Here is a 12947-nt window from a genome sequence, read left to right as displayed (position 1 = left end):
CTGGTCCCGGGGTCGACCGCCGGCGGATGCAGCACGATCGCCGTGTCCGGCTGCCCGGTCGGGCCGACGGTGATCCAGCGCATGTCCTGGTAGCCGACGTCCTTGCGCACCTCGAACCCGAGGACGTCGCGGTAGAAGGCGACGGATGCCTCGGCATCTGTGTGCGGGAGGAAGCTCGCGTTGATGGTGATGTCCATAAGGATGACGCTACTGATGCGCCGGCCGGGAGACTTCTCGATTCCTGATCGGTCTCGTTGCCTGCTTCTCCATCCAGGACGGGATGCCGGCCGCGAGCCCCGGATCCCGCCGATAGGCGCTCGGCGGCACGCCGACGAGTTCCGCGAAACGGGTGCTGAAGGTGCCCAGCGACGAGAACCCCACGGCGAAGCAGACATCCGTGACGCTGAGGTCACCGCGGCGCAGCAACGCCATGGCGCGTTCGACCCTGCGGGTCATCAGGTACGCGTATGGCGACTCCCCGTACGTCTCGCGGAAGCGCCGGCTGAGGTGCCCCGCTGACATATGCACTCCCCTGGCGAGTGCCTCCACATCCAACGGGCTCGCGTACTCACGGTCGATCCGATCACGCACCCGACGCATTAACGCCAACTCGCGGAGGCGCGCATCGTCTGGCCCGGTCACATCGTGAGTGTGGCATACGGCCTGGCCGCGACCCGATATTTCGCACGGCGCGACGTCCTGGCATTTCTCCCGTGGCGCGCTAGCCTGTTGCCAAGCCCGTACAGGGTTTTCTCAGAAAGGCAGTTCAGACATGACAGATTCACTATCCACCGAGAAGGGCGTGGTCGGCTCACTCCGTCTCTTCCTGGCGATCTCCGGTGTGATCGCTCTGCTCACCGGTATCGCGATGATGATCTGGCCCGACAAGGTCGCCGTCACCATCACCGCCATCCTCGGCGCCTACCTGATCGTCGCTGGCGTGGTCTACGTCGGACTCGGTCTGTTCGGCAGCGGCAAGGGCGGCTGGGCTCGCGTGGGTCACATCGCCCTCGGTCTGCTGTACATCATCGCCGGCATCGTGGCGTTCTCGAACCTGCAGGCCGCTGCGGTCACGTTCGCCCTCGTCACCGTGATCTTCGTCGGTGTCAGCTGGATCTTCGACGGCATCGTCTCGCTCAGCCTGCTGGGCAACGACGGGGCTCGTACGTGGACCCTGCTGTACTCGATCCTCAGCATCATCGCCGGTATCGCGGTGATCACGATGGGCATCGCCGCCGTGCCGTTCTTCTGGATCCTGCTGTCGATCTCGCTGATCGTCATCGGCATCCTGCAGATCGTGCGTGCGATCACGACGGGCAAGTAACGCGTCGACACCTCACAGAGAACGGCCCCGGTGGATTCTTCACCGGGGCCGTTCTCTGTGATGATCGCTTACTCGGCGACGAAGTCAGAGGTGTCTCCCACGAGACGAGTGTTGTCGGCCGGAACCGGGTCAACGGCAGCACGAGCGACCTCGGCGGCGAACTCCGACACGTTGTAGAGCTTGCCGGCCGACTCGCGGCGCCCAGCGATCGCGCCGGGGTTCGCGCGCTCGAGCAGCGTGGCCGTGATAGTGCCCTCGATCATGTCGCCGGAGACGACGGTGAAGCCGATGCCCTTCTCGGCGAGACCGGGGATGAGCTCGCGCAGCGCGTCTTCGCCCGCACGCTTCGACTTCGCGACCGGCTCGTACTCGGGCATGGTCGGCGTGGTACGGATGAAGTGCGCCTGGTGGCTGGTGACGAAGACGACACGGGAGCCCTCACCGAGCAGCGGTTCGGCGGCCTTCAGCACACCGACCTGCGCATCGCGGTTGAGCTTGAGCGCGTAGTCCTCGGCCATGCCGGACTCCATGCCGCCGGATGCATTGAGCACGAGCACGTCAAGGCGACCGAACTCATCCCGCACGGCGGCGAACATCGCCTCCACCGACTCCGGATCGGTGAGGTCGGCGCCGACGACGAGCACGCGACGGCCCAGCTCACGCAGCTGCGTGGCGAGCTTCTCTGCGCGCGGGGCCTTGTTGCGGTAATTGATGACCACGTCAGCCCCGGCCTCAGCCAGGTAGCGAACGGTGTCAGCGCCGATGCCGCGCGACGAGCCGGTGACGAGTGCCACCTTGCCGTCGAGGGATCCGGCCGGAAGAACCTCTGTCATTTCTGACTCCTCGGGATGCTCGGGAAACGCGCCGACGGCGCTCCCTCACCCTACAACGCGAGTCCCCCCCTGACCTCGTCTGAGCCCCGTGATAGGTTGACCGCAGGAGGGGCACATGGACGGTTTCACGGCATTCATCGAGCTCATCGACCAATGGGCATGGATCGGCTGGCTGGTTCTGATCGCCTTGTTCCTCGTGATCGAGATGCTCACCCTCGACTTCACGTTCCTCATGCTCTCGGGCGGCGCGATCGTCGGTCTCGGCGCCGATCTGGTCGGCCTTCCCGTGTGGGTGCAGATCCTCATCGCCGCGGCGGCCGCTGCTGTGCTGATCCTCTTCCTCAGGCCACCGTTGCTGCAGCGGCTGCGTCGTGGCGAGGACCCCACCAAGTCGAACGTCGATGCGCTCATCGGATTGCCCGGCGTCGCACTGCACGACATCACCCAGATCACCGGTCAGGTCAAGCTCGCCAACGGCGACACCTGGACCGCCCGCAGCGTCGATGGCGCCCCGATCATCGAGGGCGCCCGCGTGGTCGTCGCCCAGGTGAGCGGCGCCACCGCCTACGTCCGCCTCGTCGTCGAATAGGAGTACGCCCATGGACGATACGTCGATCATTCCCAGCGTCATCATCTGGGTCCTCATCATCGCGGTCATCATCTTCGTGGTGGTGACCCTCGCCCGCTCGATCCGCATCATCCCGCAGGCCACGGCTGGCGTGGTCGAGCGTCTCGGCCGGTACCACAAGACGCTCACGCCCGGCCTGAACATCCTGGTTCCGTTCATCGACCGCCTGCGACCGCTCATCGACATGCGCGAGCAGGTCGTGTCGTTCCCGCCACAGCCGGTGATCACCGAGGACAACCTCGTCGTCTCCATCGACACGGTGGTGTACTTCCAGGTGACGGATGCTCGTGCGGCGACGTATGAGATCGCCAACTACCTCGGCGCTGTCGAACAACTCACGACCACCACCCTCCGTAACGTCGTCGGTGGTCTGAACCTCGAAGAAGCGCTGACCAGCCGTGACAACATCAACGGCCAGCTGCGGATCGTGCTCGATGAGGCAACCGGCAAGTGGGGCATCCGTGTCGGACGCGTGGAGCTCAAGGCCATCGACCCGCCCGTCTCCATCCAGGACTCGATGGAGAAGCAGATGCGCGCCGAGCGTGACCGCCGTGCAGCCATCCTCACCGCTGAGGGGTCGAAGCAGTCCCAGATCCTCGAGGCCGAGGGCCGCCGGCAGGCCGAGATCCTCCGCGCCGAGGGTGACAAGCAGGCCGCCGTGCTGCGCGCCCAGGGTGAGGCCGAAGCCATTCAGAACGTCTTCAGCGCGATTCACCAGGGTCAGCCCGACGACAAGCTGCTCGCCTACCAGTACCTGCAGATGCTGCCGAAGATCAGCGAGAGCGAATCGAGCAAGCTGTGGATCATCCCCAGCGAGCTGACCGAGGCGCTCAAGGGCATCGGCAGCGCCTTCACCCCGCGCCCGGGCGATGCACCGCCCCGCAACACCCCGTGAGCCACCCCTACTTCGACGGCCCGCGACAGCCCCGCGTCTTCGCTCACCGCGGCCTCGTCGCGCCCGGAGGCGACGGCCCGGCGGTCTGGGAGAACACCGCCCTGGCGTTCGCAGCAGCACACGCCACCGGGGCGGAGTACATCGAGACCGACTGCCGACTCACCGCCGATGGCGATGTCGTTCTCGTGCATGACGACACGCTCGCACGCCTGAACGGCGACACCCGCCCCATCGACACGATGCGCACGGTGGAGCTCGAGCGCATCTTCGCCGACCACGGCGGCCTGATGACCGTGAAAGATGCCTTGGCATCGTTCCCCAGCATGCGGTTCAACATCGACGCCAAGACGACAGCAGTGGCCGCTCCCCTCGGCCGCGTCATCGCCGATGACGCGCATCGTGTGCTCGTGACGAGCTTCGCCGACGCCAATCGGAAGGCCGCAGTCGCCGCAGCCCTCGCGGCTGGTGCCGAGATTCGCCCCGCCACGTCCGGCGGCCGCAACACGATCCTCGCCCTGCGGGGTTTCACCGCGGTCCGGCTGTCGCCGGCGCGCGCTCTGACGGAGATCGACGCGGTGCAGATCCCCGAGAGGCAGGGCCCGGTCAAGATCGTGACCCCCACGGTGATCGACGCGGCACACCGCCTCGGCGTGGAAGTGCACGTCTGGACGGTCAACGATCCTGACGACATGGTGCGCCTCGTGGATGCCGGTGTAGATGGCATCGTCAGTGACCGCGCCGACCTGGCCGTCGCCGCCTTGCACGCCCCATAACCGAGCAAAACGTCCTCAGCGCTGGGATTCCACTGTGAATACCGCGCGTAACCCTCTGACGTGGATGAAGCGCACAGACGCGAGCGTTATACCTGACACCGACGAGAGGACCACACAATGGCAGATCGCAGCCTCCGCGGCATCCGACTCGGCGCCCAGAGCCTACAGAGCGAAGAGGGCGTCGTCTTCATGGAACGCCGCGCAACGAACTACAAGTGCACCGCATGCGGCCACGAGACCACGCTGATGTTCGCGGCCGACGCGGACGCCCCGCAGACCTGGGAGTGCCGCTCATGCGGTGCCGAAGCAGTGCTGCAGGTCGATGGAGCTTCAGTGACCGTCGAGGACGGCGATGAGAAGGCCGCCCGCACCCACTGGGACATGCTGCTTGAGCGCCGTTCGCGCGCCGAGCTCGAGGAGCTTCTCGAGGAGCGCCTCGCCTACGTCCGGGCCCGCCGCGGCGCCGGCGACGACCCCACTCGCGAGAAGATCGGGGCCTGATCAGCGACGACGTCGGGCGATGAGCCCGGCGGCCGCAAGGCCCGCGAGAGCCCCCCACAGCAGCAGCTGCTGAATCCACGGGCCCAGCACCACCCCCGCCGTGAGGCCGGAGCGCAGGTCGATATCCTCGACCAGCGCTCCGGCCTCATCTGCGTCCAGGGAAGCGACCGTCGAGCCATCCGGACGGATGATCTGGCTGGTTCCGACGGTTGAGACGTTCACAACACTGCGGCCGGTCTCGATCGCACGCATGCGCGCGAAGGCGAGCTGCTGCAGATTCTCGTCCGTACCGCGGAAGTCGGCATTGTTGGTCTGGAAGACCAGCACCTCGGCGCCCGCCAGGATGCTCTCGCGGATGACCTCGTCGTAGATGACGTCGAAGCAGATCGCGAGTCCGACACCCACGCCGTCGACATCGACGATCGGCGGGTTCGACCCGGCCGTGTACTCCCGCTGGATGAGGCCGATGAGGTCAGGAGCGAGCGCGTTGAAGAAGGCGCGATCGGGAACGTACTCGCCGAACGGCACCGGATGCCGTTTGTCGTGCAGCTGTGTGGCGGTGCCATCCTCGGTCCACAGGAACGAGGTGTTGAAGATGCCGTCTGTCCGCTCGGTCGCGGTGTTGGCCAGCAGCGGAGCATCCGCCTGGCTCACCACCCGTGTCAGTTTGCGGGCCGTGAACTCGTCCTGGAACGGGTCGTAGTCGACACCGCCCTCCGGCCACACGATCAGGTCGAGATCGTCGCCGAGGATCGGCTTTGTCGCATCCGTCTGCGCCGCGATGACGCCATAGGGCTCGCGCTCGTCGAAGTATCCGGTCGTGCCGTTGCCCTGCACCGCACCGATGCGGATCTCTCCGGCGGCAGTGGTCGGAAACAGCGGCGTCAGGAACAGCACCAGAATCGTTGCGGCGGGCAGGATGGCCCGCGTCGGCCTGCGCCAGCTGCCCGTCGCGATGAGCTCGATGAGCAGTGCGACAGCGGTGACCATCATGAAGCTCAGGCCGCTGACACCGATCCACGAGGTCAGATGAGCCAGCGGGCTCTCCGACTGGGTCATCCCCACGCGTGCCCACGGGAATCCGCCGTAAGGCCAGTTGCCGAGAAACAGCTCCTGCACGGTCCAGAGGGCACCGACCAGCACGGGGAGTCCGACGAGCCGCCCTCTGGGCCACGCACGGGGCACCCAGCGGTATGCCAGGGCGATCAGCAGGAAGGCGACCGCGAGCAGCACTGCCTGCAGGGTGGCCAGCGCGACCCATGGCAGGGGCCCCAGATAGCGGGCGGTCCACGAGACGAGGAAGAAGTAGAGCACGGCACCATAGACGAGCCCTACGAGCAGCGCGCTCCCGAGGCGGCGACCACGCAGGGCCATCAGCACCAGGGCGATGGCGCCGAAAGCCGCCGGCCAGATGGCCGCGCCCGGGAATGCAACGCTCATGAGGTATCCGCCGACGCCGGCGAACAGGACGGCCAGGCCGAGCGGCAGCGGGGTGATCGGGCGCACCGGCGGCCGTGTCTGGGACTGCTCCGACATCACAGCCCCGAGTAGGCGACGATGCCCCGACGCACCCCGTCGAGGGCGCGGCGGGCGGTGCGGGCGAGTTCGTCGTCTTCGGCGGTGATCGAGAGCTGATCGAGCAGATCGATCGTCTGCTTGGCCCAGCGCACGAAGTCGCCGGCGGCCATGTCGGCATCGATCAAGACGCGATCGAGACTGCCACCGCGTGCCCACGAGTGCATGGCGGCGGCGAGGCCGGGCGCGAGCGGCTCGCTGCCGGGCAGATGATGCTCCTGCTCGATGTCATCGAGTTCGGCCCACAGCCGGGTGGTCTTGTCATAGGCGATGCGGAACGCGCCACGCGGCAGGCCCCGTTCGCCCATGTTCTGCTCGTCACGCCGTGGCTCGTAAACGAGGCAGCTCGCCATCGCAGCCAGTGACGGCGCGTCGAGACTGCGCCACAAGTCCTGCCGCAGAGCCTCCGCGACGAGCAGATCCCGTTCGCCGTAAATGCGCCGCATGGTGCGGCCGGCATCCGTCAGTTCGAGATCGTCACCGTGTCCGGTGACGTAGCCGAGCACCTCGAGCACCTCGATGACACGGTCGAAGATGCGCGCGACGGTGCCGGTGCGCGTTGCGATCTGCTTGCGCATGCGATCGGTCTCACGCTTGAGCTTCCAATACCGCTCCGCCCACCGAGCGTGCGCTTCGCGGTCGGGGCAGGCGTGGCAGGGATGGCGCTGCATCCGGGTGCGCAGCGCCTTGATCTGCCGCTGTCGTTTCTCTCGCGCCGCGCGAGAGCCATTCCCGTCGACCCGGTTCTTCTTCTCGAGATCGGCGAGTTCACGTCGGATGCCCGAGTACTCGAGAAAGTCGCCGTGCTCGCACGTCATCGCCTTCAGGTAACCCTCGAGCGATTCCTCGGCCTCCCGTACCTTGCGGGCGATACCCACCACGGCGCGGTCGGCCTGGAACTGTGCGAACGACGACTCGAGGATTTCGCGAGCACGGTCGCGACCGAACCTGTCGATGAGATTCACGGCCATGTTGTAGGTGGGCCGGAAGCTGGAGTTGAGCGGGTAGGTGCGCCGGGATGCCAGTGCCGCGACCGCCTGCGGATCCATACCCTCCGACCATTGCACGACGGCATGGCCTTCGACGTCGATCCCGCGTCGCCCGGCGCGACCGGTGAGCTGGGTGTACTCACCGGAGGTGATGGCGACGCGCGCCTCGCCGTTGAACTTCTCCATCTTTTCCAGCACCACCGTGCGCGCCGGCATGTTGATACCGAGCGCGAGCGTCTCGGTGGCGAAGACCACCTTGACGAGCTTGCGCTGGAAGAGCTCCTCGACGACCTCTTTGAACGCGGGCAACAATCCCGCGTGGTGGGCGGCGATGCCGCGTTCGAGATCGTCTCGCCACTCCCAGAAGCCGAGGACGGCGAGATCCTCTTCGCGCAGGGAGCGGGTGCGTTCGGCCACGATCTCCCGGATCTCGGCGCGCTCTTCGTGTGTGGTGAGGCGGATGCCCGCGCGCCGCACCTGCGCGACGGCGGCGTCACAGCCGACCCGGCTGAAGATGAAGAAGATCGCCGGCAGCAGATTCGAGCGCTCGAGCAGCCGGACAACGTCGGGCCGATCCATCCGCTCGATGCGGCGAGGCTGCGGTCGCTTGCCTCCGCGCTGCGGGCGCTGACCCTGGCGGCCGCGGTGCCGGTCGCTGACGTACTGCTGCGCCCGGCGGTTGTTGTCGTACCGCGATCCGGTGAACGAGCGGATGCGCATGAGCTCTTGGTTCACCTGTGCGGTGGCGATGCCCGCCCTGTCGTCGAACAACGGCAGCAGGTCGTCACGGACGAGCACGTGCTGTTCGAGCGGCACGGGCCGGATCTCCGAGACGATGACATCGGTGTCACCGCGCACGGTGTCGAGCCAGTCGCCGAACTCTTCGGCGTTGGAGACCGTGGCGCTGAGCGCGACGAGTCGCACGTCGGAGGGCAGGTGCAGGATCACCTCTTCCCAGACGGGGCCGCGGAAGCGGTCGGCGAGGTAGTGCACCTCATCCATCACCACGTAGCGCAGGCCACGCAGCGCATCCGACTGCGCGTACAGCATGTTGCGCAGCACCTCGGTGGTCATCACCACGATGCGCGCGTTGCCGTTGATGTTCGTGTCGCCTGTGAGAAGCCCAACGTCATCGGGCCCGTACACCTCGACGAGCTCGCGGAACTTCTGGTTCGACAGGGCCTTCATCGGGGTCGTGTAGAACGCCTTCTCCCCCGGCGTCTGCATCGCCAGATGGATGGCGAACTCGCCCACGATGGTCTTGCCCGCGCCGGTGGGCGCGGCGACGAGCACGCCATGGCCGTCTTCGAGCGACTGGCAGGCCTCGATCTGGAACGGGTCGAGATCGAAACGCTGGCGTTCCGCGAACGCGCGTGTCTGCGGGTGCTGCGCCGCAGCCCGAGCCTCTGCGTAGCGCTCAGCGGGTGAGCTCATGCGTCAGGGTCCAGGCCCTCGGCCACCATCCGCTTTCGCTTTCGCCGGTCGAACAACATCGACAGGAACGTCGCGGCGAAGTACAGCACGACGAGGATGCCGGCCAGCAGCAGCATCGAGCCGATGTCGGCCGCCGGGGTCGCGATCGCCGCGAACAGGGACGCCACCAGCACGGCGACGCGCCACGACTTCAGCATCGCCTTACCCGTGACGACACCCGCCAGGTTCAGCGCCACCATGAACACCGGCAACACGAACGAGACGCCGATCACCAGGATGAACTTGAAGATGAAGTCGTAGTAGTAGTTCGCGTCGAAGAAGTTCTTGCCCGCTTCGGGCACGAAGCCCGACATCACCTCGATGACATGCGGCGCCACCATGACGGCGACGTACGTGCCGGCGAAGAACAGCGGAATCGCCGCCCCGAGGAAACCCCACGTGTACTTGATCTCTTTGCGTGTAAGGCCGGGCATGACGAATGCCCAGATCTGCCACAGCCAGATGGGCGCCGAGAACAGCAGACCCAGCGCGAAGGCGATACGGATACGCAGGTTGAAGCCGGTGGCGATACCGCTGAAGACGAGCTCTGCGAACTCGCCTCCTCGCTGTTCGTCGATGATGCGAATCGGCTCGGTGATGAACCAAATGACGCTGTCAGTGACGAGGAACGCCACGACCATACCGACCACGAGGCCGAGGATCGCGAGAACGAATCGCTTGCGCAGTTCCTTGAGGTGGGAGGCCAGCGACATCCGCCGGTCTTCTTTGGCCGTGGGCGTCTCCGGTTTGTCCAGAGCTGTCACGGCCTAGGCGCTGCGCGGCGGCGCGTCCTGCTCACTGGGCTTCTCGGCTGCCGGAGCCGTGGAACCCGTCGCCGGGGCGTCGGTCGCACCAGCAGCGGTGTCACCGGCGGGCGCGTCGTCTTCCTTCATGGCCTTCATCTCGCCCTTGAAGACACGAGCCGACTGGCCCAGGCTCTTCGCCAGTGCCGGCAGCTTTGCCGCACCGAACAGGAGCAGGATGATGATCAGAATGATCCACAGGTGTGGCCCTGCAAACAGATTGCCCATGGATTTCTCCTCGTCAGATCGGGTGTGGTAGCAGTCTACTGCGTGAAAACGATTTTCGGGGAGATGATATCTAGCCGATATAGAGCGAGCCCCGCGGCCGCCCACTCCCGCGTCGTGGCGCGCGCCACGGCCGGTTCGAGCACTTCCAGCGCACCGCCGAAGCGGGTCGCCAGTCGTTTGATGCTCCGCGGGTCGGCCATGCGCAGGCGCACCGTCAGCTGACCGTCCTCGCGGGCGATCTCTTCTGACGGATACGCACCGAGCAGCGGCGAGAGCCGCTCGGGCACCCGCACGATCACGGCATCCGCGTCGTCTTGCCCGAACGTCTGTGGCAAATGCTCGTCGCGGTGCGTGATCGCGATGTCGGTCAGCTGCGGATCGCTCACCCGGTCCAGGTGGAAGGTGCGGATCGCCTGCCGCAGATGACACCAGCCCTGCAGATACCACTGGCCGTTCGTGATGAGGATCCGCATCGGGTCGACCGTGCGCGTCGTCGGATCGGCATCCGGCGCTTGGTAGGTGAACGCCACGGCGACACCATCCTGCAGCGCGCGGGAGACGACATTCTGCACGTCGCTGACGACGGCCGGTGCGACGACGACATCCACCGGAGCATCGGCTGCGCCTCGGGAAAGCTTGGCGATGAGCCCGCTGACAAGACCAGAGTCGGCCACGGCGGGCACGGCGGCGACCATCTGCAGACCCGCGAGCAGGGCCGCGGCCTCGCGCGCGGTGAAGCGAGGCACCCGACGCAGGGCAACCTCATTCGTGATCTCGATGATGTCGTGTTCATCGAGCAGGTCCCAGTCGATGTCGAACATCTCCTGCGGCAGCTGCCAGTAGCCGTCCTCGCCCGGCAGTCCGATGACCGTGAGCTTCTCGACCATCGATCGCATCTGCTCGGGCGTGACGCCGAAGTCGGCGGCGGCCTCGGTCAAGGTGACCTGTCCGCGTTCGACGAGATACGGCACGAGCGTCAGGTAGAGCCGCACGCGATCGGCGGCGAGCAACGGTGTCGCGGAGGGCGTCATGCGAGGCGTCCTTCCTCGTGCGCCGCGATCACGGCCTCCAGGCGGGCGATGACGGCCTCGCGCAGCGGTGCCGGTTCGACGACGCGCACCTCGGGTCCGTAAGAGGCCAGTTCGTCGGCGAAGATGTACAGGTCGACGTAGGACACGTGGATGCCCTGAGACGCGGGCTCGGCGCGGCGTCCCAGACGCAGCGCGGCCTCTGTTCCCGGCGTGACCTCGAGCAGCGCACGCTGACCCGCCGCCACCTCTTCGAGACCGACTAGGGCGCGTTCGCCGGCGCCGTCGCGCAGCGCCTCGTCGAACGTCTGGCGCGTGACGGTGACGTCACCGACGATGCGACTGAGCAGGAAGGTGCGTTCGGCATCCACGTCCACATCGATGCCGTACACATGCCAGCGCGCCTCGTAGTCGACGAGCGCCAGCGGCCGCACGCGTCGCCGACGCGGCAGCTCCTCCCCCGGCTTGAGGTAGTCGAATACGACGACTCGACTGCGCTGGATACCGTCCTGCAGCGGCCCGAAGGCGTCTTCGCTTGCCGTGATGCGCGGGGCGAAACCGATGATCGGCTCATCGCCATCGATGCCGAGCGCACGGATCTTCCGCACGCCGGCCTGCGCGTCGACGGAGACGGATTCCGTGCTCCAGACGCTGCCGGCCAGGCGCAGCACGGCCAGTTCGGCTGGACTGAACTCGATGTCGGATGGCAGGTCGTATTCGGCCTGCGGAATGCGGTAGCGCGCCTCACGAAGGTCGTTGGGATCTGCCGAGTCGCCGATGGTCTCGATCGGCACGCCCAGAGACCGCAGGTCGTCCTTGTCGCGCTCGAACATCTTCTCCAGGGCATCCGTCTTGGCGCCCGCTTCGGCGCGCTGGCGGTACCCCGAGACGTTGTCGAGGATCTGCTGCTTGGTCAGGCCGATCTCCGTGGCCATCAGCGCGACGACGAGATTCGTCTGTCGCTCCTCGGCGGGGATCGACACCGCCATCAGTTCGACAGCTCCTGCGGGATGATCCCCAGCACATCGACGACCCACGCCTGGGCGGACTGGTTGCCGGGGTCCGGCACGACGACGAGCAGCTGCGATCCGACCTTCGCCTGCTGCAGAGCCGTCTGCACCTCTGCGGGCAGGATGCCCGGATCGGTCGCGGTCGGCTCGTCCCACGTCGTCGTGAGCACACTGCGGTCGTTCCATCCAACCGCTGTCGCATGGAACATCGGCAGGCCGTCGCCGACGACCTCGCCCTCACCCTCGATGATCGTCTCGGTGACGACCTCGGTCGGCGCCGCGTCATCGGGGATGATGATGCCGGGACGACCATCCGCCGCGCGCACCACCGACGGCAGCCCGCGCTGGGTGTTGAACACCGCGGCTCCCTCGGCCTTGGGCAGTGCCACATAGATGAAGTCCGTTACGACGATCACGTTCTCGTCGAGCCCCATGCCGATCTGCGCGGCGGCTGCTTCACCGAGGTCGTTGGTCGGCAGGGAGTACACGACGCGACTGCCCTGGGTGACGCAGGGAACGATCGCTTCCATGCCCGGGGTCCTCGCGGCTTCGGTGGCGTTGAAGAGCGTCACCGAAGGCCCGACGATCGGCTCACCCGTCTCGCCGTTGAGCAGCGTCATGGCAACGATGCTGGTCTGGTTGTCGGTGGTCACGGCGGTGCCGTCGCCGACGATGAGATCGGCGTACTCCGCACCGTCGGTGCGCAGCGGGGCCGCGAAATCGATCTGCGCGGCGCCGATGTCGCCGGTCACATCGACAGCATCCGCGAGGTTCGACGACGAGTCGCGTTCGCAACTCGCACCTGCGACGCTCGGCGCGGCCGAACATCCGGTCAGCGCGAGCGCGGAAAGAGCGAGGACAGAGAGGGCAGCCGACGATTTACGCAC

General features: G+C 66.7%; 15 protein-coding genes. 5 read left to right on the top strand and 10 right to left on the bottom strand.

The annotated features are described in order from the left end of the window. Together WDU93_RS14410 and WDU93_RS14405 are read right to left on the bottom strand one after the other, a co-directional pair. A partial coding sequence (locus tag WDU93_RS14410) for a VOC family protein (RefSeq protein ID WP_337321873.1) occupies positions 1–197 on the bottom strand: 197 nt, incomplete at its 3' end. 10 nt (positions 198–207) lie between these two features. Further along, positions 208–600 carry a helix-turn-helix transcriptional regulator gene (locus WDU93_RS14405; protein ID WP_337321879.1) on the bottom strand — a complete coding sequence of 131 codons (393 nt, stop codon included), beginning with the start codon at positions 598–600 and terminating at the stop codon, positions 208–210. 172 nt (positions 601–772) lie between these two features. Between WDU93_RS14405 and WDU93_RS14400 the strand changes: the two genes are divergently transcribed. Continuing rightward, positions 773–1324 carry an HdeD family acid-resistance protein gene (locus WDU93_RS14400; protein ID WP_337321869.1) on the top strand — a complete coding sequence of 184 codons (552 nt, stop codon included), beginning with the start codon at positions 773–775 and terminating at the stop codon, positions 1322–1324. Between the two features lie 68 nt (positions 1325–1392). On the opposite strand, the gene WDU93_RS14395 is transcribed toward WDU93_RS14400, so the two are convergent. Next, on the bottom strand, positions 1393–2157 hold the full coding sequence (locus tag WDU93_RS14395; protein ID WP_337321867.1) for an SDR family oxidoreductase: 765 nt from the start codon (positions 2155–2157) through the stop codon (positions 1393–1395). A 115-nt stretch (positions 2158–2272) separates the two neighbouring features. Here WDU93_RS14395 and WDU93_RS14390 point away from each other — a divergent pair, with 115 nt between their 5' ends. The 4 genes from WDU93_RS14390 (at position 2273) to WDU93_RS14375 (ending at position 4954) form a co-directional block, all read left to right on the top strand. Further along, positions 2273–2746: an NfeD family protein gene (locus WDU93_RS14390; protein WP_337321864.1), complete on the top strand. Its 474-nt coding sequence runs from the start codon at positions 2273–2275 to the stop codon at positions 2744–2746. 10 nt (positions 2747–2756) lie between these two features. Beyond that, entirely contained in the window at positions 2757–3680 is a 924-nt protein-coding gene (locus WDU93_RS14385) for an SPFH domain-containing protein (protein ID WP_337321862.1), read from the top strand. Next, a complete protein-coding gene (locus tag WDU93_RS14380) occupies positions 3677–4453 on the top strand; it encodes a glycerophosphodiester phosphodiesterase family protein (protein ID WP_337321859.1) in 777 nt (258 codons plus the stop codon). The genes WDU93_RS14385 and WDU93_RS14380 overlap by 4 nt, the downstream gene beginning before the upstream one ends. 117 nt (positions 4454–4570) lie before the next feature. Further along, complete coding sequence (locus WDU93_RS14375) at positions 4571–4954, top strand: RNA polymerase-binding protein RbpA (RefSeq protein ID WP_337321856.1); 384 nt, start codon at positions 4571–4573, stop codon at positions 4952–4954. On the opposite strand, the gene lnt is transcribed toward WDU93_RS14375, so the two are convergent. From lnt to WDU93_RS14340, 7 genes are read right to left on the bottom strand one after another with little or no spacing between them, the layout of a single operon-like run. Next, positions 4955–6490: an apolipoprotein N-acyltransferase gene (lnt, locus tag WDU93_RS14370; RefSeq protein WP_337321855.1), complete on the bottom strand. Its 1536-nt coding sequence runs from the start codon at positions 6488–6490 to the stop codon at positions 4955–4957. Beyond that, positions 6490–8952 (bottom strand): DEAD/DEAH box helicase, encoded by a 2463-nt coding sequence (locus WDU93_RS14365; protein WP_337321854.1) that lies wholly within the window; start codon positions 8950–8952, stop codon positions 6490–6492. The genes lnt and WDU93_RS14365 overlap by 1 nt, the downstream gene beginning before the upstream one ends. Next, positions 8949–9704 carry a twin-arginine translocase subunit TatC gene (gene tatC / locus WDU93_RS14360; RefSeq protein ID WP_337321853.1) on the bottom strand — a complete coding sequence of 252 codons (756 nt, stop codon included), beginning with the start codon at positions 9702–9704 and terminating at the stop codon, positions 8949–8951. Before tatC ends, WDU93_RS14365 begins: the two co-directional genes overlap by 4 nt. Before the next feature lie 54 nt (positions 9705–9758). Then, a complete protein-coding gene (locus tag WDU93_RS14355) occupies positions 9759–10022 on the bottom strand; it encodes a twin-arginine translocase TatA/TatE family subunit (RefSeq protein WP_337321852.1) in 264 nt (87 codons plus the stop codon). 35 nt (positions 10023–10057) lie between these two features. Beyond that, the gene (locus WDU93_RS14350; RefSeq protein WP_337321851.1) at positions 10058–11053 is read right to left on the bottom strand and encodes a helix-turn-helix transcriptional regulator; all 996 of its coding nucleotides are present in this window, start codon (positions 11051–11053) and stop codon (positions 10058–10060) included. Next, entirely contained in the window at positions 11050–12039 is a 990-nt protein-coding gene (locus WDU93_RS14345) for a helix-turn-helix transcriptional regulator (RefSeq protein WP_337321850.1), read from the bottom strand. Before WDU93_RS14345 ends, WDU93_RS14350 begins: the two co-directional genes overlap by 4 nt. Beyond that, a complete protein-coding gene (locus WDU93_RS14340; protein WP_337321848.1) occupies positions 12039–12947 on the bottom strand; it encodes a hypothetical protein in 909 nt (302 codons plus the stop codon). Before WDU93_RS14340 ends, WDU93_RS14345 begins: the two co-directional genes overlap by 1 nt.

Source organism: Microbacterium istanbulense (assembly GCF_037204145.1).
Lineage (GTDB): Bacteria > Actinomycetota > Actinomycetes > Actinomycetales > Microbacteriaceae > Microbacterium > Microbacterium istanbulense.
Note: the sequence above shows the minus strand (reverse complement) of the source record. Positions and strands in the feature narration are given on the sequence as shown.

What these genes read in the sequence shown, in the direction of transcription:
- tatC (WP_337321853.1), bottom strand. Translation starts at nt 9,704, where the DNA reads ATGTCGCTGGCCTCCCACCTCAAGGAACTGCGCAAGCGATTCGTTCTC.
- WDU93_RS14365 (WP_337321854.1), bottom strand. Translation starts at nt 8,952, where the DNA reads ATGAGCTCACCCGCTGAGCGCTACGCAGAGGCTCGGGCTGCGGCGCAG.
- WDU93_RS14400 (WP_337321869.1), top strand. Translation starts at nt 773, where the DNA reads ATGACAGATTCACTATCCACCGAGAAGGGCGTGGTCGGCTCACTCCGT.
- WDU93_RS14390 (WP_337321864.1), top strand. Translation starts at nt 2,273, where the DNA reads ATGGACGGTTTCACGGCATTCATCGAGCTCATCGACCAATGGGCATGG.
- WDU93_RS14375 (WP_337321856.1), top strand. Translation starts at nt 4,571, where the DNA reads ATGGCAGATCGCAGCCTCCGCGGCATCCGACTCGGCGCCCAGAGCCTA.
- WDU93_RS14395 (WP_337321867.1), bottom strand. Translation starts at nt 2,157, where the DNA reads ATGACAGAGGTTCTTCCGGCCGGATCCCTCGACGGCAAGGTGGCACTC.
- WDU93_RS14345 (WP_337321850.1), bottom strand. Translation starts at nt 12,039, where the DNA reads ATGGCGGTGTCGATCCCCGCCGAGGAGCGACAGACGAATCTCGTCGTC.
- WDU93_RS14385 (WP_337321862.1), top strand. Translation starts at nt 2,757, where the DNA reads ATGGACGATACGTCGATCATTCCCAGCGTCATCATCTGGGTCCTCATC.
- WDU93_RS14405 (WP_337321879.1), bottom strand. Translation starts at nt 600, where the DNA reads ATGCGTCGGGTGCGTGATCGGATCGACCGTGAGTACGCGAGCCCGTTG.
- lnt (WP_337321855.1), bottom strand. Translation starts at nt 6,490, where the DNA reads ATGTCGGAGCAGTCCCAGACACGGCCGCCGGTGCGCCCGATCACCCCG.
- WDU93_RS14355 (WP_337321852.1), bottom strand. Translation starts at nt 10,022, where the DNA reads ATGGGCAATCTGTTTGCAGGGCCACACCTGTGGATCATTCTGATCATC.
- WDU93_RS14350 (WP_337321851.1), bottom strand. Translation starts at nt 11,053, where the DNA reads ATGACGCCCTCCGCGACACCGTTGCTCGCCGCCGATCGCGTGCGGCTC.